Annotated in this window: 21 protein-coding genes and 3 pseudogenes; 13 read left to right on the top strand and 11 right to left on the bottom strand. The window is 58.7% G+C overall.

Features of this window, described 5'->3' with window-relative positions; translation table 11 throughout:
• Positions 1–51 precede the first annotated feature (51 nt).
• Positions 52–981 carry a pyridoxal-phosphate dependent enzyme gene (locus ACYZUA_RS20515; protein ID WP_461960373.1) on the top strand — a complete coding sequence of 310 codons (930 nt, stop codon included), beginning with the start codon at positions 52–54 and terminating at the stop codon, positions 979–981.
• Between the two features lie 52 nt (positions 982–1,033).
• Here ACYZUA_RS20515 and ACYZUA_RS20510 read toward each other — a convergent pair whose 3' ends face one another.
• From ACYZUA_RS20510 to ACYZUA_RS20490, 5 genes are all read right to left on the bottom strand, one after another.
• Complete coding sequence (locus ACYZUA_RS20510; protein WP_461960372.1) at positions 1,034–1,351, bottom strand: DUF2388 domain-containing protein; 318 nt, start codon at positions 1,349–1,351, stop codon at positions 1,034–1,036.
• Between the two features lie 171 nt (positions 1,352–1,522).
• A complete protein-coding gene (locus ACYZUA_RS20505; protein ID WP_461960371.1) occupies positions 1,523–1,876 on the bottom strand; it encodes a DUF2493 domain-containing protein in 354 nt (117 codons plus the stop codon).
• Positions 1,864–3,513: a Na/Pi cotransporter family protein gene (locus ACYZUA_RS20500; RefSeq protein ID WP_461960370.1), complete on the bottom strand. Its 1,650-nt coding sequence runs from the start codon at positions 3,511–3,513 to the stop codon at positions 1,864–1,866. The genes ACYZUA_RS20505 and ACYZUA_RS20500 overlap by 13 nt, the downstream gene beginning before the upstream one ends.
• Before the next feature lie 153 nt (positions 3,514–3,666).
• On the bottom strand, positions 3,667–6,387 hold the full coding sequence (gene mgtA, locus ACYZUA_RS20495; protein WP_461960369.1) for a magnesium-translocating P-type ATPase: 2,721 nt from the start codon (positions 6,385–6,387) through the stop codon (positions 3,667–3,669).
• Positions 6,388–6,660: 273 nt separating this feature from the next.
• A complete protein-coding gene (locus ACYZUA_RS20490) occupies positions 6,661–6,957 on the bottom strand; it encodes a hypothetical protein (RefSeq protein WP_461960368.1) in 297 nt (98 codons plus the stop codon).
• 916 nt (positions 6,958–7,873) lie between these two features.
• Here ACYZUA_RS20490 and ACYZUA_RS20485 point away from each other — a divergent pair.
• The 5 genes and pseudogenes from ACYZUA_RS20485 to ACYZUA_RS20465 all read left to right on the top strand — a co-directional run bounded on the left by ACYZUA_RS20485 (position 7,874) and on the right by ACYZUA_RS20465 (position 10,937).
• Complete coding sequence (locus tag ACYZUA_RS20485) at positions 7,874–8,242, top strand: DUF6124 family protein (RefSeq protein WP_461960367.1); 369 nt, start codon at positions 7,874–7,876, stop codon at positions 8,240–8,242.
• Between the two features lie 274 nt (positions 8,243–8,516).
• Positions 8,517–8,675, top strand: a pseudogene (locus ACYZUA_RS20480) (cyclase family protein); the annotation flags it as partial.
• Positions 8,676–8,797: 122 nt separating this feature from the next.
• Entirely contained in the window at positions 8,798–8,956 is a 159-nt protein-coding gene (locus tag ACYZUA_RS20475) for a hypothetical protein (RefSeq protein WP_461964175.1), read from the top strand.
• A gap of 16 nt (positions 8,957–8,972) precedes the next feature.
• Positions 8,973–10,091, top strand: a complete 1,119-nt coding sequence (locus ACYZUA_RS20470) for an NAD(P)/FAD-dependent oxidoreductase (protein WP_461960366.1) — start codon at positions 8,973–8,975, stop codon at positions 10,089–10,091.
• 249 nt (positions 10,092–10,340) lie between these two features.
• A complete protein-coding gene (locus ACYZUA_RS20465; protein ID WP_461960365.1) occupies positions 10,341–10,937 on the top strand; it encodes a DinB family protein in 597 nt (198 codons plus the stop codon).
• Here the strand turns inward: ACYZUA_RS20465 and ACYZUA_RS20460 are convergent.
• The 3 genes and pseudogenes from ACYZUA_RS20460 to ACYZUA_RS20450 form a co-directional block, all read right to left on the bottom strand.
• A pseudogene (locus ACYZUA_RS20460) lies at positions 10,858–11,268 on the bottom strand (LysR substrate-binding domain-containing protein); the annotation flags it as partial. The gene ACYZUA_RS20465 and the pseudogene ACYZUA_RS20460 sit on opposite strands and share 80 nt — an antisense overlap.
• A gap of 71 nt (positions 11,269–11,339) precedes the next feature.
• Positions 11,340–12,641 (bottom strand): sensor histidine kinase, encoded by a 1,302-nt coding sequence (locus tag ACYZUA_RS20455; protein WP_461960364.1) that lies wholly within the window; start codon positions 12,639–12,641, stop codon positions 11,340–11,342.
• Complete coding sequence (locus ACYZUA_RS20450) at positions 12,638–13,378, bottom strand: response regulator (protein ID WP_033060285.1); 741 nt, start codon at positions 13,376–13,378, stop codon at positions 12,638–12,640. Before ACYZUA_RS20450 ends, ACYZUA_RS20455 begins: the two co-directional genes overlap by 4 nt.
• Before the next feature lie 305 nt (positions 13,379–13,683).
• Here ACYZUA_RS20450 and ACYZUA_RS20445 point away from each other — a divergent pair, with 305 nt between their 5' ends.
• From ACYZUA_RS20445 to ACYZUA_RS20425, 5 genes and pseudogenes are all read left to right on the top strand, one after another.
• Positions 13,684–13,947, top strand: coding sequence for a DUF2790 domain-containing protein (locus tag ACYZUA_RS20445; RefSeq protein ID WP_461960363.1), 264 nt, complete (start codon positions 13,684–13,686; stop codon positions 13,945–13,947).
• Positions 13,948–13,995: 48 nt separating this feature from the next.
• Complete coding sequence (locus tag ACYZUA_RS20440) at positions 13,996–14,208, top strand: hypothetical protein (RefSeq protein ID WP_461960362.1); 213 nt, start codon at positions 13,996–13,998, stop codon at positions 14,206–14,208.
• 421 nt (positions 14,209–14,629) lie between these two features.
• A complete protein-coding gene (locus ACYZUA_RS20435; protein ID WP_461960361.1) occupies positions 14,630–15,859 on the top strand; it encodes a cytochrome c biogenesis protein DipZ in 1,230 nt (409 codons plus the stop codon).
• Positions 15,860–16,004: 145 nt separating this feature from the next.
• Positions 16,005–16,115, top strand: a pseudogene (locus tag ACYZUA_RS20430) (DUF4242 domain-containing protein); the annotation flags it as partial.
• Between the two features lie 38 nt (positions 16,116–16,153).
• A complete protein-coding gene (locus ACYZUA_RS20425) occupies positions 16,154–16,966 on the top strand; it encodes a class I SAM-dependent methyltransferase (protein WP_461960360.1) in 813 nt (270 codons plus the stop codon).
• A gap of 135 nt (positions 16,967–17,101) precedes the next feature.
• On the opposite strand, the gene ACYZUA_RS20420 is transcribed toward ACYZUA_RS20425, so the two are convergent.
• From ACYZUA_RS20420 to ACYZUA_RS20410, 3 genes are all read right to left on the bottom strand, one after another.
• Positions 17,102–18,028 (bottom strand): universal stress protein, encoded by a 927-nt coding sequence (locus tag ACYZUA_RS20420; RefSeq protein ID WP_461960359.1) that lies wholly within the window; start codon positions 18,026–18,028, stop codon positions 17,102–17,104.
• Positions 18,029–18,188: 160 nt separating this feature from the next.
• Positions 18,189–18,629 carry a hypothetical protein gene (locus ACYZUA_RS20415; RefSeq protein ID WP_461960358.1) on the bottom strand — a complete coding sequence of 147 codons (441 nt, stop codon included), beginning with the start codon at positions 18,627–18,629 and terminating at the stop codon, positions 18,189–18,191.
• A 184-nt stretch (positions 18,630–18,813) separates the two neighbouring features.
• Complete coding sequence (locus ACYZUA_RS20410) at positions 18,814–19,014, bottom strand: hypothetical protein (protein WP_461964063.1); 201 nt, start codon at positions 19,012–19,014, stop codon at positions 18,814–18,816.
• Positions 19,015–19,349: 335 nt separating this feature from the next.
• On the opposite strand from ACYZUA_RS20410, the gene ACYZUA_RS20405 reads away from it, so the two are divergent.
• Complete coding sequence (locus ACYZUA_RS20405) at positions 19,350–20,504, top strand: hypothetical protein (RefSeq protein WP_461960357.1); 1,155 nt, start codon at positions 19,350–19,352, stop codon at positions 20,502–20,504.
• A 75-nt stretch (positions 20,505–20,579) separates the two neighbouring features.
• A complete protein-coding gene (locus ACYZUA_RS20400; protein WP_461960356.1) occupies positions 20,580–21,698 on the top strand; it encodes a glycosyltransferase 61 family protein in 1,119 nt (372 codons plus the stop codon).
• The last annotated feature ends 24 nt before the right edge of the window (positions 21,699–21,722 follow it).

Genomic DNA, 21,722 nt, shown 5'->3' with positions numbered 1-21,722 from the left:
CAGGGTGAACTAAGCTTGGATTAGGACCGTTCACCCTTAAGGAGCACCACCATGCTTCATATCAGGACGCCCTTGATTCTGCATCCAGACCTGTCGACCCCCGCCCGACGAATATGGCTCAAGCTGGAAAACCTGCAGCCCAGCGGCTCATACAAACTTCGCGGCATAGGGCTTTTGTGCAGCCAGGCGGCGGCGCAAGGGAAACGCAAAGTGATCTGTCCTTCCGGCGGCAATGCCGGGTTCGCCACCGCCGTGGCTGCCGCCAGACTGGGATTGAAAGCCTGCATTGTGGTGCCGAACACCACGCCGGAAACCACCCGCGCACGGATCAGCAAAACCGGTGCCGAGGTGATCGTCCATGGCAAGGTCTGGGACGAAGCCAATCTACGGGCCAAAGAACTCGCGCGGGGCGCTGACACTGAATACGTGCCAGCCTTCGATCACCCGGTGCTATGGGAAGGGCACAGCACGATGGTCGATGAAATCCTTGAGGATTGTCCTCAGGTCGATGCACTTGTGATGTCGGTAGGGGGCGGAGGTTTGCTGGCGGGGATTCTCACCGGATTGATCCGCCACAAGCGCATGGATTGCCGGATCATCGCCTGTGAAACCCAGGGTTCTGCGTCTTTTGCCGCCGCTGTCAGTGCCGGACATCCGGTTGTATTTCCCCGGATCGATACGGTCGCCAGGTCGCTCGGCGCGACGTTGGTGGCTGCCTGGCCGGTGCAGCACATCCTCGATTTTTCCCACGAGTGCGTAGTGCTCAGCGATGACGAGGCGATCATGGGCGTGGTGCGTTACGCCAACGACTTGCGTCAGTTGGTCGAACCGGCGTGCGGTGTTTCGTTGGCGATTGGCTACCTGGACCATCCGGCGATTGCCGAAGCCCATGATGTGGTGATTGTGGTGTGTGGCGGCGTGAGCATCAGTGCGCAACTGGTAGCGGGTTGGGCGCGATTATCAGGCGCAGAAGCAAGGTAGGGCTGCAAACGCTATCCGGGTGTCGCGAGCCCCACCGCTACTTTTTCAGCCTTTATTGACCTGCAGCTACGCCTTCCTGGACGAGGATGGCTCTGGCCAGGTCTTCGTCGCTGGCGTTGAGGCCGGGATTTTCCAGGCGGACCTGCTTTAAGTACGACTCCAGATAAGCACCACGAATCGCGCCGCCACTGGCGACGAAGCTGGTGGCGTCATCTCGGGCCGGAATCACCCGTTTGTCATCCTTGAAGGTCGAGTACAGCGATGCGGAGACCCCAGCCGAGGTGGCGACATCTTTAGCCTCTACATCGGCCATGGCTGAACCAACGGGCAAACAAAGCACTAGTGAAGAGATGATAATCAGACGGCGCATGACGGTGTCCTCTGAAAGCGTGAAGCAAAAAAGGAAGTACCACATCTGTAGGATGCGTGGCGGTCGCCAGGAGTTCCCTGCCGAAGCGTTATCAGTCCAACGCCTGCCTCTGAAAAAACTCAGCCCCTCGCCGCTCCCACAGGGTTCCTCTTTTACTGACAGATCCTGGATTTAGCCCCAATCCGCTACCGATAACGTTTGCAAACCCTTCCCCCGAGCCTGTGCGACCAGTTCTTCAGTGTCCTCACCGCCGGGCAGGGCGATGACCACGTCGGGGCGGCTGTCGTGCAGCATGAAGTGGTTGCGCAGGCGTTCGGCCAGTTTGCCGTGGCGTTGCCAGTTGGGCGGGTAGCGCACGATGTCGGCGCCGTGTTCCCGGGCCCATTCCTCGATGTCGGCGCCCAGGTATTGATTACCGCCATGGATCAGCACCTGCACCGGGTGCAGGCGCTGGAAGGCGTCGAGCACGCGGCGGCATTGGCGGTTGTCAGCGTAATGGCGGCCGGCACAAATCAGGACGCGCATGGCGAGGCCTCCTTGACCTGATCATCGCCCAACGGCTCACCCGCCCGTTCCAGCAGCGGATAGGCAAGGGCGGCGATGTGGTGGTGTACCCGACGATAGTCACGCAGCACGCGCTGAAAGATGTCGCCGGATTCAGCCCAGGTGTTTTTGTCCTCTTGCAGTTTGCGAAAGTGCTGACGGCTGGCGTCGGCTTCGAGTCGCCGGACGCTCTCCTTGCGGCTGATCAACTGGTGCGCGGTGGCAATGTCTTCGCGCAGGAACACGGTGACCGCCAGGCTCAGGCTTTCCAGCAGCGCCTCGTGCAACGGCGCAATGTTGCGCAACTCGAACACCGAAAAGTGTTCGCCGCGGCGCAAACGGCGCATGGCCAACTGCGTGAGGCTGCTGGAAAGAATGTCCGCGGCGTGTTCGAGGTTGATCACAAACGTGAGGATTTCCTGGGCGCGATCGGCGTCGCTGTCGCTGATGCCTTCCTGGCCAATGTCTGCCAGATAGGCGCGAATCGCCGCGCTCAACAGGTCCGTGGATTGATCGATGCGCCGCACCTCATCGGCACAGGCCGGCGCCGAGGTATGGAACAGTTGCAGCGTGCGCTCAAGCATGGCCGAGAGCATGTCGGCGATGCGCAGGGCTTCGCGGGCGGCGTTGGACAGGCCGATGTTGGCCACCTCCAGACCCGCCTCGTCGAGGTAGCGCGGCATGCCCGGATCGACATCCCGCGCCGGCTCCGGCAACAGGCGAGTCAGCAGTCTGGCCATGGGCTCGGTGAAACCGATGAACACCAGTGCCAGCAAAAGGTTGAAGCCAGTGTGCAGGTAAACCACCAGCGCCGCGGGGTCGAGATTCAGCGATGCCAGCCACCCGGCCAACGGCAACACCACTGCCGCGCCCAGCGTGCGCACCAGCAGATTGCCGAGGGGCAGGCGCCGGCCGACGTTCGAGCCGGCGTTGATCACCGACGGTAACGCACCGCCAATGTTCACCCCGAGCACCAGCGCGACGATGGTCGTTGCCGAGAGCATTCCGGTGGCGGCCAGGGACACGATTAGCAGCACCACGGCCACGCTCGAATGGCAGAGCCAGGTAAGGATCAGCGCTACCAGCAGCGCAATCAGCAGGTCGCCGTCGAGGCTTTGCATGATCAGCTGGAACACAGGCGTCCCTTCCACGTCGGCCAGTGTCGAGCCGAGCATATGCAGGGCCATCAGCATCAGCCCCAGGCCGATCAGCGCACAGCCGACACTTTCGAATCGCGAGTCATCCTTTAACCGGAAGACGATCAGCCCGGTCAGCAAAACCATTGGCGTAAGGATCGAAATATCAGCGCTCAGCAGTTGCACCACCAGGGTGGAACCGATGTTGGCGCCGAGCATCACCGCCAGCGCCGGGGCCAGGCCCAGGGTGCCGGCGGCGGTAAACGAGGTGGCCATCAGGCTGACGGCGGTGCTGCTTTGCAAGACGCCGGTGATGCCGATGCCCGCGAGCAGGGCCAGCCAGCGGTGGTTCAGGTGCCGGCCCATCCAGTGGCGCAATGGCGTGCCGAAGCCGCGCAACAGCGCCGAGGAAATCATGTGCGTGCCCCACAGCAGCAGTGCAATGGCGCCAGCGAGGTTGATCAGTAGAGTCGTTCCCGACATGAGAACTCTCCTTTTTTCAGTAGGGTTAACGCATGTCCCTTGTGGGAGCGAGCCTGCTCGCGAAAGCGGACTGTCAGCCAACATCGATGTTGATTGACCCGCCGCCTTCGCGAGCAGGTTCGCTCCCACAGGGGATTGGTGGTGTTCAGGCGATCAGAACCACTGCTTGAACCGGCGGATGTAGATCGTCTTCATGGTCTGCGCCACCACGCAGTAGCTGAGCAAAGTACCCACCAGCCAAGGGAAGTATTCCCATGGCAACGGCACCAGGCCGACCAGCGCGCCCAGCGGCGAGAACGGGATGTAGATGCCCAGGCAGATCACTACGCCGGTCGCGAGAATCACCGGCAATGCAGCCGTGCTCTGGAAGAACGGAATCTTCTGGGTGCGCAGCATGTGCACCACCAACGTCTGCGACAGCAATCCTTCGATGAACCAGCCAGACTGGAACAGGCTCTGCATTTCCACGCTGTTGGCGGCGAACACGTACCACATCAGGGCAAACGTGGTGATGTCGAAGATCGACGAGGTCGGCCCGATCCATAGCATGAAGCGACCGATGTTCTTCGCATCCCACTTGCGCGGTTTGCGCAGGAACTCCTTGTCCATCTTGTCCCACGGCAACGCCAGCTGAGAGATGTCGTACATGAGGTTTTGCAGCAGCAGGTGGATCGACAGCATCGGCAAAAATGGAATGAACGCACTGGCCACCAGCACTGAGAACACGTTGCCGAAATTGGAGCTGGCGGTCATGTTCAGGTACTTCATGATATTGCCGAAGGTTTCGCGGCCCTTGAGCACGCCTTCTTCGAGCACCATCAGGCTCTTTTCCAGGAGGATGATGTCCGCCGATTCCTTGGCGATGTCCGTGCCGCTGTCCACCGAGATCCCGACGTCGGCATCGCGTAGCGCCGGGGCGTCGTTGATGCCGTCGCCGAGGAAACCCACGGTGTGACCGTTGCCTTGCAGCGCCTTGAGCACCCGGGATTTTTGCAGCGGTGTCAGCTTGGCGAACACCGTGCGTTCTTCGACCCGCAGCTTGAGGGTGGTGTCGTCCATGTGCTCGATGTCTTGGCCGAGCAGCGGCGTGCCTGGATCGAGGCCGACTTCACGGCAGATCTTGCAGGTGACCACGGCGTTGTCGCCGGTCAGCACCTTGACCGTCACGCCCATGTCGCGCAGTGCGACAATGGCCGGGCCGGCAGTTTCCTTTGGCGGATCGAGGAAGGTCAGGAAGCCGCGAATCACCAGGTCGCGCTCATCGGCGGTTTTGTACTGGTTTTTGCTTTGGGTTTTCGGGATGTCGCGGGTGGCAACCAGCAGTACCCTGAAACCGTCCTCGTTGTACTCGTTGGCCAGGGCCAGCAAGTCTTTGCGTCGCTGTGCATCCAGTGCGACCACCTGGCCGCTTTCATTGATGTGGCTGGCGATGCTGAGCATTTCCTCGACCGCGCCCTTGCACACCATCAGGTGATCGTCGCGGCTGTCCTTGACGATGATCGACAGGCGCCGACGGACGAAGTCGAACGGCAATTCGTCGACTTTGCTGTAGGCGAACGGCACACGGAACGTTGGATTAGCGTTGGCGAATTGCACCACGGCCTGGTCCATCAGATTCTTCAGACCACTCTGGTGATGGCTGTTGAGCCACGCCAGTTCGAGGATCGAATCGTCGCGCCGGCCGTGGCTGTCGACGTGGTGCTCGAGGATGATCTTGTCCTGGGTCAGGGTGCCAGTCTTGTCGGTGCACAGCACGTCCATCGAACCGAAGTTCTGGATCGCATTGAGGCGCTTGACCACCACTTTTTGCTTGGCCATAGCCATGGCGCCTTTGGCCAGGTTGGCGCTGACGATCATCGGCAGCATTTCCGGGGTCAGGCCAACGGCAACGGCCAGGGCAAACAGGAACGCATCGCCCCAGTCACCCTTGGAGAAGCCGTTTAGCAGGAACACAATCGGTACCATCACCAGCATGAAGCGGATCAGCAACCAACTGACGCTGTTCACCCCACGGTCGAACGCGGTTTGCACCCGCGAGCCGACGATGGCTTTGGCCAGTGAGCCGAAGTAAGTCCGAACCCCGGTAGCCACCACCACAGCCTTGGCCGTGCCGCTGACCACGTTGGTGCCCATGAAACAGATGTTCGGCAGGTCCAGCAGGTTCGACTGATCTGGCGCGCTGCTGGTGGCGGACTTTTGCGCCACATTGCCCAGGGTGTCGTACTTCTCGACCGGCAAGGCTTCACCGGTCAGCACAGCCTGGCTGATAAACAGGTCGCGGGATTCGATCAGGCGGATGTCGGCCGGGATCATGTCGCCAGCGCTCAACTGAACGATATCGCCGGCCACCAGATCGCGCATCGGCACTTCACGCTGCAGCGGTTTGCCGTCGCTATGCTCGCGGCGCAGCACGGTAGCGGTGGTGCGCACCATCGCCTTGAGGGCTTCGGCGGACTTGGCCGAGCGGTATTCCTGCCAGAACCGCAGCAGACTGCTGAGGCTGACCATGGTCATGATAATGATGACCTTGGTCAGGTCGGCGTCATCCGCTTCACCGTTGCTGATCGGCAGCCAGTAGTCAGTGAAGAAACTGATGCCGGCCAGGGTCAGCAGCACATAGATGAAGGGATTGTTCAGGGCTTTGAGCAGTTGGATGAGGGCGTGAGGCGGCTTGTCGTGGGCCACTTCGTTGTGACCGTTGCGTGCGAGGCGGCCCTGGGCTTCGAATTCGGTCAGGCCGTCAGTGGTGGCGTTGAGGTTGGTCAGCGTGACGGCCAGGCCGTTCTGCGCTTCCCGTGCGGCGCGCATCGACAGCTTGGCGTTGTCGTTGCTGGTGCCTTGGGCGGTTTTCTTTGCGGTTTTTACAAGGGTCATTGCTGTGCTCCTGCCGCCGGCTCGCGGCACGACACACAGGCACCTCAGCTAATTAAAGACGAGCGCACGTATGTCGAGCCGCCAATAAGCGATCGATTCTGATCGTTGCGTTTTTAATAGTTGATGTTCGCTGTCCGTCGATTGAAAAGTGACGGGCAGCGAACCGTCTACTGGCTTCGTCCATAACTAACTCACTATTTAACAGGCAATAAGAAGTTGCCGAATTCCTTGATAAGGAAAACGTTAAGGAAGGGCTTTTAAAGTGCCTTCAGCTCAATTGAAAGTGCGCGCCCCGAGGAACAGGCCGAGCATCAGGCCGGCCTGCTGGAACAGGCGCGCGATGCGCCGACTCGGTGGTTCCTGGCTATCGTCGAGGCTCCAGCGTTGCTGCAGCTGACCCGTCATCGGGCAGACGCGCCAGTTGGCACGCCGTTGCGCCTTGGCAGGGGAGGAAGGGCTGGAAAACGGCGCGCTGGCCCGGGCTGTGGCAGGACGCTCACGGCAGAGCTTGACCCGCATGGTCGAGGCAAAGGCGCGTACGCCGGGCATTACAGTGGATTTGAAGTTCATAACATACCTCTGGACCGGACTGACGCCGGCGAGGCAAGTTACGGTGGAGCATCAAGCTCTAGCGCAGCTCACCCGACCGAAAAGTCGAGTCCCGTCATGTTCTGGGTTATGTGCCAGAGCCCGCGAATACGCAGTGAACCGGCAGCGACTAGATACTGTGTCCATTGAATTCTTTTGTGAGTTGAAAAAAGGCCTGTGAAACCGGCCCGCGCAATTTACTCAGGGAGGTGGGTGAAGTCAACCTTCAATACTTGATTAAAGTGCAATTGAATGGAAAAACGCGGGATCTGATTGTTGAAGTTAGAAGTTGTTCAGGTAAATGACAGTTAATTGTCAATTTTATGATGCGCACCGTAGGAGCAAAGTTCGCTCCGGGCGGCGATCCGACGATAGCGGTGCGTCACTTATGTTGATGCTGAATGTGCAGACGCCATCGCGAGCAGGCTCGCTCCCACATTTGTTTGGTGCCGTTCACAAGATTTGTAACCGGCGCAGGTCCCCTGTGGGAGCGAGCCTGCTCGCGATGGCGTCAGCCGGCACACCGCATAAACCTGTTTAACGACACGCGTTTAAAGACACTCGGTGTTACGTCATAAGCGGCTACAACACCTTGCGTCGTTACCTACGCGTACGCCAGAATCCGCCGGCTTGTGCGGCTATGGGGCGGGCTATATCGTTTCCCGGTCACTGAAAAACAGTGATCGGGTTTGGTAGCCCGCCTGTTGTAGCCGTATGGCAACACCCTATGCAGTCTCCTTTTTTTTGGGGCTTTGCTTTTTATGGTGGTCATGCGTGGGGCTCCTTTGTGAGCGCCGGGTTCCTACTACAGCCGGTCTACCAACCCACGTATGGCCGCCACCCATCGTTTGGTAGCGAGGGTGATGGCTCCTTAAAAGTTGTAGTAGGAGTTTCATCTATGTTCAAAGTCACACCCAACCCCCCGAATACCAGTCCGTTACCCTACGACGCCTTTCTCGATCTTGACCCCAAGAAAATGAAAGAGGCGGCCGACCGCGCACTCAGCTTCTACCTCAACCCCGGGGCGTCGAAAACGCAGATACCGCCCCGCAAGCCCAGCACCATTTTCACCATCGACGCAGCGGTGGATGACGAAACGTTGCTCGTCGAGGCCTGTGAATCGTTGGCATCAGCCAGCGCCATGGTCAACGATCTCGCCGACGTAACGGACGGCCCGCGACGGCAAACGGTGCTGGTGCTGCAACGGGTGATCATGTTGGGTGAGTTAGCGGTCAATCGGGTTTTGGATAACCACAAGCCTGGGTAGTAGCCAGGCACTGTAGGAGCAAAGCTTTGCTCGCGATGGTGTCAGGCCTCACACCGCGTGATCGTTCATCGCGAGCAAGCTTTGCTCCTACGGCACTCGCATCACTCGTGACAATCCAGAACAAATGTATTGCCCATTCCTGTCTGTTTCCCCACAGACGGGCTGGGTACCTTTGGTCCACTGCAACCTCACAAGGACCCCGTTATGTTGAATCGATTGGTACTGCCGTTTGCCCTGTTGTTCACCCTCAATGCCGCCCACGCCGCGGATGCCCAACCAATTCATGCTGGCAAAAAACGGCATCTACAACCTTGAGCTGATCGACAGCCGCGCGCTGGTGAAAGACAAGGCCTGGGGGTTCATGTTTGTCCTCGGCCAGCCGCTGTACAAGGGTTCGACCCAGGTCAACATCAACCCGGTCGCCATTCGCTGACAGCCACCGTTCGAAGCCGTAACGCCCACTTTGTAGCAGCTGGCGAAGCCTGCTGCTACAAAGTGGGCGTTGCCGCAGTCATTGGTTTACCTCTTGAATCGAGAACACACGGACATGGTTCCTTGCCTTTGCAGCATCGCTGCACGCTTGCCTCGTCATGCGCAGCATGTTCAGCGTTCACCGGGTCGTATTTCCTGGTGCTGATCTTCTTCGTGGTCATGACCATGCTGCTGGCGATATTCTCCAGCCTGATCGATTATCAGGAACGAGAGCTGGCGTGAAAGGAGCTGAGGGCAGGTGAGCGTCGATATCGAATGCGTGGTGGTCGGGGCCGGTGTGGTCGGGCTGGCGGTCGCCAGAGCCCTGGCCCGCAGCGGGCGGGACGTGATTCTGGTCGAGGCGGGCGAGGGGATTGGCATGGGCATCAGTTCGCGCAATTCGGAAGTGATCCACGCCGGCATTTACTACCCGAGCGGCAGCCTCAAGGCGCAATTGTGCGTAGAGGGCAAGCAACGCCTTTTCGCTTATTGCGATGAGCGCGGTGTCGATTATCGGCGCCTGGGCAAGCTGATCGTGGCCACGGATGATGGTCAGTGCGCGGCCTTGCAGAAGTTGTTGGCGCAGGGTCGCAGCAACGGCGTCGATGACCTGCAATGGCTGGACGCCGAACAGGCGCGGGAACTAGAGCCGGCAGTGTCCTGCGTCGCTGCGCTCTGGTCGCCGTCCACCGGGATCGTCGATTCCCATGCCTTGATGCTGGCGCTTCAGGCGGATGCCGAGGCCAGTGGCACGTCGCTGGTTTTTCATACGCCGCTGGCGTCGGCCCGTTGCACCGAGCAAGGTTTCGAACTGCAGATGGGTGGCGCCCAACCGATGACCTTGAGCTGTCGCGAGTTGATCAATTGCGCCGGATTGTCTGCGCCTGAGGTGGCGAGCCGGATTGAAGGCTTGCCGTCGCAGCACATTCCCGAGGCACGATTGTGCAAGGGCAGCTATTTCAGCTTCAGCGGCCGGGCGCCGTTCCGGCATCTGGTGTATCCGGCCCCGGAAAGTGCAGGGCTGGGTGTGCACATGACGCTGGATCTGGGCGGCCAGGTGCGCTTCGGGCCGGACGTCGAGTGGATCAATTACGTCGATTATCGTGTGGACCCACGCCGAGCCGATGGCTTTTACGAGGCAATCCGGCGCTACTGGCCGGCATTGCCCGATGACAGCCTGCAACCTGCCTACAGCGGCATCCGCCCGAAAATCACCGGACCGACCGAGCCGGCGGCCGACTTTGTCATCAGTGGTCCGGCCGAGCATGGTGTGCCGGGGCTGGTGAACCTGTTCGGTATCGAATCACCGGGGTTGACCAGTTGCCTGGCGTTGGCAGATCGGGTGACGACCATACTAGCCACACCACGACCGGTGTAGCAGCTGCCTTGTGGCGAGGGGATTTATCCCCGTTCGGCTGCAAAGCAGTCGTGAATTCAGACAACGCGGTGCATCAGATAGATAGTGTGTTCAGGTTTTACGACTGCTTCGCAGCCGAACGGGGATAAATCCCCTCGCCACAAGGCAGTTGCTACACAGGTCGTGAAGCTACCGGTAATCAGCGTTTGCAATGCCGTTCGCCCTGAGGGCTATGCTTGGCAGTGCGCCCATCACAATGGGAGACCTGCGATGATTAACGTACGCACTGCCCGCATGCTTGCCGATTACAAACGCTGGGCCAATCAACGCCTCTTTGACAGCCTGGCCGCACTGCCGCCGGGTGAGGTCAATAAAGAGCGCGTGTCGGTGTTCAAGAACATGATCGGCACCCTGAACCACATCTACATGGTGGATTGCATCTGGCGGGCCCACCTCGAAGGCCGAGGGCACGGCTTCAAGACGTCCCACGATCTGCTGCACCCCGAACTCGCCGAGCTGCGCCTGGCGCAAAAGGACATCGATCACTGGTACTGCGACTGGAGCGAACGGCAGACCGATGCCTCGCTGGATAAACCCGTCGAGTTCAGTTTTGTCTCGGGGGAAAGCGGCATCATGAGCGCCGGCGCGATACTGATGCATGTGGTCAATCACGCCAGTTATCACCGCGGCTGGGTGATCCAGATGTATTTCGAGATTCCGGTCATGCCGCCAGTCACTGACTTGCCGGTGTACCTGCGTGAGACCGACCCCGCGTCTTTCCAATCGATCAGTGCCCCGGCAGCGGCGCCGACTTGTGTTGGGCAATTCGCGAGCGCAACCAACGTTCTGCCGGATCGTTATCGTTGACGCCGTTCCAGACCATGGACAGTTCGGACAGCACGATGTCAAACGGCGGGTCGTCGGCCCGCAGCTGGCTGCTGCCTTCGATCAGCGCGCACGCCGCGTAGTCCGGCACCGTGGCGAGCATGTCGGTGCCGGCCAGCAAGGCGCGCAGGCCGGCGAACTGTGGCACCGCCAGCACCACCCGGCGTGAGCGGCCGATGCGCGCGAGGTCGTTGTCGATGGCCCCGGTCAAATCTCCGGAAAACGACACCAGCGCGTGCGGACGTTCGCAGTATTCATCCAGGGTCAGGGTGCCGGGACGATTGTCGCCGCGCAGGATCTTGACGCTCAGGTCACCCGTGGAGAGGGGGCAAGCCCCTTCGCCACAGTAACCGATCGTTCCCACAGAGCGTGGGAACGATCATGTTACTGAGCCGGTAATCTAAGCTCCGCGCACAACCCACCTCCCTCACGATTACTCAACGTCAACGATCCCCCGATCGCCAACGCCAACTGCTGCGCAATCGCCAACCCCAACCCGGTCCCGCCGGTACTGCGGTTACGCGAATTCTCCACGCGATAAAACGGTTCCATCACCTGGGCCAATTCCTCCTCGGCAATCCCCGGGCCACGGTCCATCACCTTCACTGACAAACTGCCGTCAGCCTTAGCTTCCACCCACAATTCGGCGGCGCCAGCGAACTTCAATGCGTTGTCCGTCAGGTTCACCAGCACCCGCCGCAAGGCGTGCGGCCGGGTGTTGATCACCGCGTCACTTTTACCGCCCAGCTGCACGTCTTTGCCCATGTCCTGATAGTCGAACACCAGGCTGTCGAGGAACGAATCCAGATTGGTGCGGCGACTTTCCTCGGTGGCGCCATGCACGCTGCGGGCATAGGCCACGCCTTCGCGCACCAGGTGTTCTATCTCGCCAAGGTCATTCCATAGTTTGTCTTTCTCGGCGGAGTCGTCCATGAATTCTGCGCGCAGTTTCATGCGGGTAATCGGGGTTTGCAGGTCGTGGGAAATCGCCGCCAGCAGTTGCATGCGCTCCTTCAAGTAAGCGGCGATGCGCGCCTGCATCGAATTGAACGCCTTGGCGGCATGCGCGACTTCGGTCGGGCCTTTTTCATCCAGGTGCACCGCGTGGGTGTTGGGGTCCAGGGTCTCTACCGCTTGGGCGAGGCGGGTGAGAGGGCGGATGGCGATTCTCACGGCCAGCCAGGTGCAGATGAGCATCAGTGCCAGTTGCCCGAGCAACACGATGGGTAACCATGGCGACAACGGCACCATCGACGGACGCACGTCGATGGTCACCGGGCTGCCGTCCGCCAGTTTCAGGTGGACCTGAAAATGTTTATCCGGCCCGGGGATGTCGGTCATCGTCATCGGGTAATCCTTGCCGATGGCTTCTTTGATCGACGTCATCGCTACGGGCGAATCGCTCATGGGCATGCCGGGCGAGCCTTCGTTCAACAAATAGCGGTAGTTGCGTCGATCCAGTTGTTGCAGCCAACTCATGCGTTCTTCGGCCGGCAAGCGGTCGAGGATGGCGATGGAGGTCGAGACGTCGGTTTCCAGATTGCCCAGCATGGTGTTCTTTGTGCTTTCGTATCGCTCGTAGTACTGCGCACCGAAAGACAGCGCCTGCGCGAGAATCAAGCCGATCAGGAAGATCAGCGACAGCCGCGAGGCGAGGGTGCGAGGCCAGCGCATCGAGAAATTCATGAGGGCGCCCCGAGGACTTCCACCGGCAGGGAAAACACATAGCCTTCGCTGCGCACGGTTTTGATGTAGGCCGGTTCGCGGGCATCGTCCAGCAAGCGCTGGCGCAAGCGGCTGACCAGCAAGTCGATGGAGCGGTCGAACAAGTCGGCATCGCGGCCTTGGGTCAGGTTCAGCAGTTGATCGCGATTGAGCACCCGTTGCGGGTGATCGAGGAACACCCGCAGCAACCGATATTCCGCGCCACTGAGCGCGACCATCGTGCCGTCCTCATCAAGCAAGTGCCGGGCTGAGGTGTCCAGACGCCAGCGCCCAAAGGCCAGCAAGCGACCGCTTTCGGTGACCACCAGGTTGGGCGGCAGCATCCGCGTGCGGCGCAGCACGGCGTTGATGCGGGCGAGCAGTTCACGGGCCGCGAACGGCTTGACCAGGTAATCGTCGGCGCCCATTTCCAGGCCGATGATGCGGTCGGTTTCATCGTTGCGCGCGGTGAGCATCAGCACCGGCGTGGCCTTGTGTTTGCCGGCGCGCAACTCACGGCAGAGCATCAGGCCATCGTCGCCCGGCATCATGATGTCGAGCACGATCAGGTCCACCGGCGTGGACTCCAGGAAGGTGCGCATTTGCCGTCCATCCGCCACGACGGTGGTGCGCAGGCCGTTTTTCTTGAGGTAGTTGCCTACCAGTTCCCGGATCTCGCGGTCATCGTCCACGATGAGAATGTGATCGACGTGTTCCATTTGGCCAGGCCTCTGTAGATGGGGGATGTGGCGCAGTCTATCGAGCCTTGGCCCGCTTGCCCGCAGTCCTTTGTATTGCAGTGTATCTGGCCTGTCGGCGGATACACATGGACGCAAAAACACCCATTTTCAGGGCATTTGTATCGCTGTGTATCCCGAGCCGGTTTTGATACGTACCGATTTACACGCGCCTGTTCCCGACACAGTCGGGATACCTCGCGGGCTTCTAATAGGTTCCATCGAGGCAAACCAAACCGCCTCGGCCCAATCAACGATTGCCCTATTGAAGCCTTGAGGAAACCACCATGAACACCAAAGCCGTCTACGCCGCTTGCCTGTTTGCCGCTCTGAACATCTGCACCTTGTCGGCCCGCGCCGAAGCCGATGTCTCCGCTAAAACCTACACCTATGGCTCGCACCTGGACATCAAGAAAGTGCTGTCGCTGACACAGGACACCTCGACTTCCTGCGGGGTTGTGGATGCCCAGCTGACTTACCTGGATTCCCATAACAAAACCCAGGTGCTGGACTATCGCAAATTTGCTGATGGCTGCAACTCAGACAACTGAGTCTTGCGCTGACCCATGGCTCATCCCAATTGAAACAGGAAGAACATCATGAACAACGTTACCCGCTTTTTGACTGCCATTGCTTTCTCCGCGGCTGGCGCCGCTGCCCATGCCAACGGTGCTGTTGAAGAGAAAAGCTGTGGCAGCGCGACTTGCTTCCAGCTGACGCCGGTGGGGGAGAAGGGTGGGAGCGCTTTTCTGGCAGAGGAGGGTTCTAGCCGGACGCCGCAGGGGCAGTTGTTGGGTAACCAGACTGCTTGAGGGTGTCAGTGGAATCGACCCCTCACCCCAGCCCTCTCCCCACGGGGGAGAGGGGGAAAGGGAGCCGATCTCCATGCTTTTCAGAATCAGAGTTCGACTCGTAAGCGCAGGTCGAAGAATTTTGAAAGGGACAGATCTCCATGCTTTTCAGAATCAGAGTTCGACTCGTAAGCGCAGGTCGCAGAATTTTGAAAGGGACAGATCTCCATGCTTTTCAGAATCAGAGTTCGACTCGTAAGCGCAGGTCGCAGAATTTTGAAAGGGGCAGATCTCCATGCTTTTCAGAATCTGAGTTCGGCTCGGACTTTCAGGTCGCAGAATTTCTACCAAACCACTCGGTCAGTCCCCTCGCCCCCTTGGGGAGAGGGTTAGGGTGAGGGGTGGATTTCGAATCCTAACCACCATTTTCAAGGTGACAACCATGTTCCTCATCGCTTTCCTGGGCGGCATATTGACCGTCCTCAGCCCTTGCATCCTTCCGGTCGTGCCGTTCCTGTTCGCCGGTGTCAAACGCACACGTTCCTCGATCCTGCTCACCCTCGGCGGCATGGTCCTGACTTTTGCCCTGATCTCCAGCCTGGCCGTGGTCAGCAGCGAGTGGGTGATACACGCCAACAATACCGGTCGCCACGTAGCGCTGATCGTGATGGCGGTGTTCGCCCTGTCGCTGATTTCCGCCCGTGTCGGTGACTGGCTGGCCCGTCCCTTTGTGGCGCTGGGCAACCGCCTCGATCCGGACACCCGCAAAATGTCCGGTCCGCTGGGCTCGGTCATGATCGGTGTTGCCACCGGTCTGCTCTGGGCACCATGCGCCGGACCGATTCTCGGGGTCATCCTCACCGGCGCCATGCTGCAAGGTGCAAACGCTCAAACCAGCCTGTTACTGGTGGCGTACGGCCTGGGCAGCGCATTGTCCCTGGGCACCTTGCTCTTCGCCGGTCGCGGCCTGGTCAATCGCTTGAAAACGTCGATCCCGGTCACCGGTTGGCTGCGTCGTGGTACGGGTGTTGCGGTGCTGGCGGCGGCGGTGGTGATTTCCACCGATGCCGACAAAACACTGCTGGCCGGCACTTCGTCCGAAGCCGTCACCACGGTTGAACAACGCGTACTGGAAACCGTGCCGAAAGTCGTCGATTACTTCATCAGCAAGGTCAAGGCAGACTCGTCCATGGACAACGCCAAAGGCCCAATGCCGTCGCTGTCCGGTGCGGTCGAATGGATCAACTCGCCGGCGCTGAGCAACGATTCGCTGAAAGGCAAAGTGGTGCTGGTGGACTTCTGGACCTACGACTGCATCAATTGCCAGCACACCTTGCCGTACGTGAAGGACTGGGCGAAGAAATACGAGAAGGACGGTCTGGTGGTGATCGGCGTGCACACCCCGGAATACGGTTTTGAACGCATCATCGCCAACGTCAAGGATCAGGTGAAGAAACTCGGTATCACCTACCCGGTGGCCATCGACAACAACTACGCGATCTGGCGCAATTTCGACAACCAGTACTGGCCGGCTCACTACCTGATCGACGCCAAGGGCCAGGTGCGTTTCACCCACTTCGGTGAAGGTCGCTACGAGACTCAGGAAAAAATGATTCAGCAGTTGCTGGAAGAGGCCAAGGCTGACGCCAAAGTCCCCGCACCCGCCGCATAAACCTTCACAAACCGTGAAGTCTCCAGACGATCGGACAGGGTTGGCCGACGATCGGGCAGGACGCCAGCGCTGCCCGGCGCGATAGTTGGCACACAGGGTTTGCCGACCCCGTCATCAATAACAAGAATGAGAGGTTGCCATGCCTTACATCGCGCCGAACGCAGAGCTCATACGGGAACACGCGAGGCTGGGTGTTTTCCCCTGCCAACAGCGTTTCCCAGGTCATGAACATTACGATCCCACAACGGCCGAGTAAGCCGGGCCTGCATTCCAACCCGCAACGGAGCGGAATTCATGAGTACACCCATTGATCTTACTGCATTGAAAAACCGTCAGATGGCCGCTTGGGCCAGCGGTGACTATGCCGTGATCGGCACCAGGTTGCAGATTGTCGGCGAAGAACTCGCCGAAGCCTGCGACCTGCTCTGCGATGAACGCGTGCTCGATGTGGCCGCCGGTAACGGCAATGCGACACTCGCTGCCGCACGCCGTGGATGCCACGTCACTTCCACCGACTATGTGGCCGCGCTGCTGGAGCGCGGCGAGGACCGGGCCAGGGCCGAACACCTGGACGTCACCTTCCAGGTGGCCGACGCCGAGGCGCTGCCCTTTGAGGACGCCAGCTTCGATGCCGTGCTGTCGACCTTCGGCGTGATGTTTACGCCGGACCAACCCAAGGCCGCCGCGGAACTGGCGCGCGTCTGTCGACCCGGAGGCCGCATCGGCCTGGCCAACTGGACACCGGAAGGTTTCGTCGGCCAGATGTTCAAGACCCTCGGCCGCCACATGCCGCCACCGCCGGGCGCTCAACCGCCTTCGCAGTGGGGCACCGAAGCCTGGCTGCACGCGCAATTCGACGAGCGCAAATTCCTGGTCCAGGTCACTCGCAAGCACTTCAACTTTCGCTACCGCTCGGCCGCGCACTTCATCGACACGTTCCGCACTTGGTACGGCCCGGTCCACAAGGTGTTCCTGGCGCTGCCTCCCGAGGGTGCCGAGGCCCTGGAAAAGGACCTGACCGAACTGTTGAACCGCTTGAACCGGGCGGGAGACAAGTCACTGGTAGTGCCGAGTGAATACCTTGAGGTGGTGATCACCCGGCGTTGATCAGTCAATACAAAACCCCTGTAGGAGTGAGCCTGCTCGCGAAGGCGGTCTGTCAGTCAGCAACAATGTCGACTGATAGATTGCTTTCGCGAGCAGGCTCGCTCCCACAGGAGGTCTGTGCTTGCCCCGGAACACTCACTCATCCAGCCGCTCGGTGTACACCACCCAAACGCTGCACGGCATTTTGTACAGCAGATGCTCCACCGTACTGCCGATCAGCCGGCCCATGCCGCGATGGCCGATCCTGCCCATGACAATCACGTCAACGTCATAGGCATCGGCATAGCGGGTAAGGACTTTGGCCGGGTTGCCCATGATCATGTGCCGCTGCTCCGGCGCGATGCCGTTGCGCTCGGCCAGGTCGTTGAAGGCATCCTCCTGGTAATCGAACACGGTCTTGGCCTTGCCCGACGAGAAGAACGCCGACCCGTTGTCGAAGCCGAATTCGTCGGCACTGATGGATGAAAGGTCATAGGCATAGACCACATCGAGTTCGGCATTACAGGCGCTCGCCAGTTTCACCGCCTCGTGAAGGATTCGATCGTTGAAGGTTTTGTAATGGTCATCGCGATGAAAAGGGTCGACCGCCGCGACGATCTTTCGCGGCAAGGCATGCACGGCGTGGCTGACGAAATGCAGCGGCACCGGGCATTCGCGCAGCAGATGCACATCGAGCGGAGTGAATATCAGCCGCGACAGCCGCGATTCGTGCTCCAGCGCCTTGATCAGCACATCCATAGGCTGCTCTTTCAGGTGAATCAGGATCTCCTCCAATGGGCGTTCGACCCAGGCCACTTCGGTGGTGACGTGCACACCGATTTTGCGCAAGGGGCGGGCCTGTTCCTCAAGCCATTGGCGGTGGCGCTCGACGTAGCCCACGCGCATCTGTTGCAGAGCCTTTTCGTTGACCAGACTGGCGGTCGCCAGGCCTTCCAGATAATCGAAGGCGACGATGTGCAGCGCGGCGTCTTCGGCCTTGGCCAGCGCAGCGGCCCTGTCGAAAGCAGGGCTGTGTTCCATCAGCGGTGATGCAACCAGCATGAAGCGGGATTGACCAGACATGACGAACCTCCCGAGGATTAGCCGCCCGACGTGCGGCTCGTGCGACGTACATCCAGTCTCTAAGTATTGACCATGGATGAAGGTTCGGCAGCCGAGTTGGCCGCGCGCGAAGATATACAGAATTATTACTGGGGGCTGTGGGGTAGGGCGCTGTTGAATACTAACTGCACCTGACGTTAACGGCCTTCGCAGCACGTTGCAGTTCTTGTTTGACGTCGACCGGTATCCGCTGTTTCACGAGTCGTTGTTCGAGAAATGTCTGATCGCCTCGGGTATCAACCTCTGCGTCAATAGCTGCATCCACTGCTTCTATGGTGGCAGCGTGAGCCTCTATGACCGAGTCGACCTCAGCGTCGCTCCTGGCGGCGTCGAGCGCACCAATGAGTATCGCCACTTCGTCTTCTTCAGCCTTGCCATAGGCTTCCACGGACAATCCGGCAGCCAACGCCCGCGCCCGGATTTCCACGCCTTTGAGCGTCTGCTTGGCCTCTCCGCACAGAAGGTCGTGCTTTTGGCTTTCGACGATTTTCCATTGGAAAAATCCATACGTCATCGTGCCGATAATCGCTACGGTGATTCCACCGATCAGGATCCGTTTCATAGGCTAACGTCCTGAAAGTCTGGGGATTGTGAGTTTGCTGAACATCGCTTCATTCTCATTCGAGGAAATGAAAGCGTAGCACCGGAACCGGTCCAGCCTCGTCCAAAGTCAATGCAAATGCATTGACCAAAGGAGAGGAACGGCATGTCTTCAAGAGTATAGCCACACGGCTATCGGCGTCGTGCTAGTTACCGTCCGCCACTTTGCGTTCTATTTCCGCTATTTTCCGACTGAGTTCCTCAGCTTCCTGTTCCGGGGTTCGAGTTGGAGAAGGCGTAACGGTGTGATCCACGCTTTTGGCGTCCGTGTCGCTGTCCTCAAGGTGTTTTTCAACGGTTGACGTTTCATTTGATTTGACGTCATCAACACTGTCATCGCTGTTCATATCACTGACCTCCATTGACCTGAACATTGGATTCGATGCCATGGCTTGAGTTCGAGATTTTTTGTCGGCGCCGATCGACTTGGGCATTCCACGTCAATTAACAGAGGGGCTTCGCTTCTACTGGGTCTGGAAGAAAAATTGGCGTCATGAAATAGACGGCTGGCGCCATCCCATGTCGCTTGCAAAGTCTCTACCTTGAACTTTACTAGTCACTGAACGTGAGAGCGTTCTTAGTCAAATATGTCTTTTATATCAAGGTTTAAGCACGCCTCTTGAAGTTCCGCCTTGATCTTTTTCTGATTTACCCAAAAGAAAGCTCAAAGGATGACGAAGAAATGAAAGAGAACGTGGCGGCAGTTGTCAGGAAACTCATATCTCCTTCAACGCGGTATGAGATTAGAAACGCTTCAAACTGGTTGCGAGACATCCTCGGACGTGCCTGTTTCTGGCGCTGGGAGATTGCCAGGTTCAGAGCGCAGAACGAAAGTCCTTACGAAGTCCTTTATATCGGAAGGAAACAGAAGCGGGAGATGGCCAAGCTTCTCATAAGGGGGAAGTCCCAAGGTGATTCCCCTATGGTCGACAGCGAACCGGAACCCGGCGCGTCGAGTCATCTGGTAGTGGTCAGTGAAATGCCGACCTCGGGAGCCTTGTATGTACCCTTGTATCTGAGCGCCGTCGTTCCGCTGGGGCGATCCATCGAGGAGATCACCACAAAATACGATAGCGAATTGCGTCGAAATATACGCAAGAACCGACCGCGCTACCGAATGGTCCAGACGCTGTTGGATGAAGACATTGAAAAGGCAGACAGGGAAATGCTTCGACCTTATGCCACGGCAAGGCAAGGCATCCACGCTGCGCAATTTGCCACGCAGGAGGTTTTCAGGATCGCCAAGACTGTCGGCCGGCTCGACCTGATCATGCTGGAGGACGAGGTTGTTGCATGTCACCTTGGCTGCGTAATAACCCGGGGCGGAAAACGCTACTGGAGCACGCTACGTTTCGGATATACCGAGGCGATTTTTTCAGATGCCAAAAGACTGCGTGAAGTGAACTCGATTACCACCTTCATGGCACTTGAATGGGCGATAGACAATGGCTTCGATTATTACGATATCGGTCTTTGCCTGGCACGCCCGGATGACGGACTTCTGAAATGGAAAAGAAGGCGTGGCGGTGATATTGATTCTTTGGGAAACCACGCTTACATGTTTGTCCGGCTGCCCAAGACAGGGGCAGCCAAATTCCTTTGGGACACGCCGCTATTCGCTGTCGAAGGAAAGGAATTGACCCTTCACCTTGGCTTGCCGGACGGGCCAAGCGATGAGGAGGTCGCCAGCCGTTATCATGAAATGGTATTTGGCGGGCTGCACAAGATTTATCTTTATTGCGCCAAGAGCTCGGGCGAACAGTTTCTCGAAACCTTGCGTAGTCGCTACGCCAATTTGCAGACCCCACCCATTATGAAAAGGATTGCATCCAGCTGAGCAATGTCCACGACTGAAATAAACAGAGCGCTTCGCGTCTGGCTATTGACCCTGTTCCGCAGGGAGGACTCTTCCATGGAAAGCGATGTCTCGCAAATTGGCACTTCGACCACGGGCAATCGGAAAAAATGGACCCTTGCCGCCTACCGGTATATGGCAAGAAAAAGACTCGCACGAAAGGCGGAGATCAGCTTAAAAAGCCTGGCGGTGAAAACCTGGGATATTGCTCCGGGTGGGATATCGCATTCTCCACCGGCTTTCTTCCTGCCCAATCAAATGGACCGTGTGACAGGATGGGAGGCGAAGCGCTTTTATCCTTTCGAGCACCCCGCTCGCACAATGGAAGGGCTGGGCGACGTAGTACAAGGCCAGACACGTGGCTACCTGATCAAGGATGTCTGGCTGATCGATGGCGCGCTCTACAAGAACAATGCAAGTCACTGGTTGTCTCTCAAGCCTGGTATGTTTCCGCGAATTCTCGTGGAAAACGAGATCGAGCGCGGTGCCGCCTACTGCACGCAAAATGGAAACACATGGTTTGGGACATGGTTGATGGAAGATTGCCCGACCTATTCATTGGCATGCGACGAAGGCGTCCCGGTAACCACCGCGCCATCCGCAAGGTTTCCCATATTTACCCAGGCCCCCGCGTATGAGGACTGGTTTGGCATGAAACCGCTTCGCTTGAACGGTGCGTTCTTTCGTGAGCTCGTGCTATTCGACGATGTGAGCAACAATCAAAGCAGGCATTTACGTTTCCGTGCCATGGGTGAAAAGCTACTGTCGCACGTGAGCTATGACACTCACCCTGGCGTGTTCATTCTCCGGGGTGGCGACGGTGACTTGCGTTTTTTGCGCAATGAAATGGAGCTCGCTGAACATCTGCGCAAGACCAGGGGGTTTCGCGTAATCAATCCTTTGAAAACCGATGTCCCGACCATAGTGGCGACGTGTGCCGGGGCGCGGACCGTGGTGGGGGTCGAAGGGAGCCAGCTTGTACATGGTGTCAATGTACTGCCGCAGGGTGGTTCGTTGCTGGTACTGCAGCCACCGAACCGTTTCGTCAGCTACTTCAAGTACCTGACGGATCGCGACAACCAGAATTATGGCTTTGTGGTCGGAACGCCAGAGGGCGATGGCTTCAAAATCGACATTCAGGAGGTTGAGCGCACATTGGATCTGTTCCCATCCTGATGAGCGATGGCGCCTGCCTGCTAT

This window comes from Pseudomonas sp. LS2P72 (genome assembly GCF_054897865.1).
This window is presented reverse-complemented; position numbering and strand designations above follow the sequence as displayed.

Bases quoted from the DNA above. Each gene is read 5' to 3' on its own strand.
- ACYZUA_RS20515 (WP_461960373.1), top strand. From the start codon at position 52: ATGCTTCATATCAGGACGCCCTTGATTCTGCATCCAGACCTGTCGACC.
- ACYZUA_RS20510 (WP_461960372.1), bottom strand. From the start codon at position 1,351: ATGCGCCGTCTGATTATCATCTCTTCACTAGTGCTTTGTTTGCCCGTT.
- ACYZUA_RS20505 (WP_461960371.1), bottom strand. From the start codon at position 1,876: ATGCGCGTCCTGATTTGTGCCGGCCGCCATTACGCTGACAACCGCCAA.
- ACYZUA_RS20500 (WP_461960370.1), bottom strand. From the start codon at position 3,513: ATGTCGGGAACGACTCTACTGATCAACCTCGCTGGCGCCATTGCACTG.
- mgtA (WP_461960369.1), bottom strand. From the start codon at position 6,387: ATGACCCTTGTAAAAACCGCAAAGAAAACCGCCCAAGGCACCAGCAAC.
- ACYZUA_RS20490 (WP_461960368.1), bottom strand. From the start codon at position 6,957: ATGAACTTCAAATCCACTGTAATGCCCGGCGTACGCGCCTTTGCCTCG.
- ACYZUA_RS20485 (WP_461960367.1), top strand. From the start codon at position 7,874: ATGTTCAAAGTCACACCCAACCCCCCGAATACCAGTCCGTTACCCTAC.
- ACYZUA_RS20465 (WP_461960365.1), top strand. From the start codon at position 10,341: ATGATTAACGTACGCACTGCCCGCATGCTTGCCGATTACAAACGCTGG.
- ACYZUA_RS20455 (WP_461960364.1), bottom strand. From the start codon at position 12,641: ATGAATTTCTCGATGCGCTGGCCTCGCACCCTCGCCTCGCGGCTGTCG.
- ACYZUA_RS20450 (WP_033060285.1), bottom strand. From the start codon at position 13,378: ATGGAACACGTCGATCACATTCTCATCGTGGACGATGACCGCGAGATC.
- ACYZUA_RS20445 (WP_461960363.1), top strand. From the start codon at position 13,684: ATGAACACCAAAGCCGTCTACGCCGCTTGCCTGTTTGCCGCTCTGAAC.
- ACYZUA_RS20440 (WP_461960362.1), top strand. From the start codon at position 13,996: ATGAACAACGTTACCCGCTTTTTGACTGCCATTGCTTTCTCCGCGGCT.
- ACYZUA_RS20435 (WP_461960361.1), top strand. From the start codon at position 14,630: ATGTTCCTCATCGCTTTCCTGGGCGGCATATTGACCGTCCTCAGCCCT.
- ACYZUA_RS20425 (WP_461960360.1), top strand. From the start codon at position 16,154: ATGAGTACACCCATTGATCTTACTGCATTGAAAAACCGTCAGATGGCC.
- ACYZUA_RS20420 (WP_461960359.1), bottom strand. From the start codon at position 18,028: ATGTCTGGTCAATCCCGCTTCATGCTGGTTGCATCACCGCTGATGGAA.
- ACYZUA_RS20415 (WP_461960358.1), bottom strand. From the start codon at position 18,629: ATGAAACGGATCCTGATCGGTGGAATCACCGTAGCGATTATCGGCACG.
- ACYZUA_RS20410 (WP_461964063.1), bottom strand. From the start codon at position 19,014: ATGAACAGCGATGACAGTGTTGATGACGTCAAATCAAATGAAACGTCA.
- ACYZUA_RS20405 (WP_461960357.1), top strand. From the start codon at position 19,350: ATGAAAGAGAACGTGGCGGCAGTTGTCAGGAAACTCATATCTCCTTCA.
- ACYZUA_RS20400 (WP_461960356.1), top strand. From the start codon at position 20,580: ATGGAAAGCGATGTCTCGCAAATTGGCACTTCGACCACGGGCAATCGG.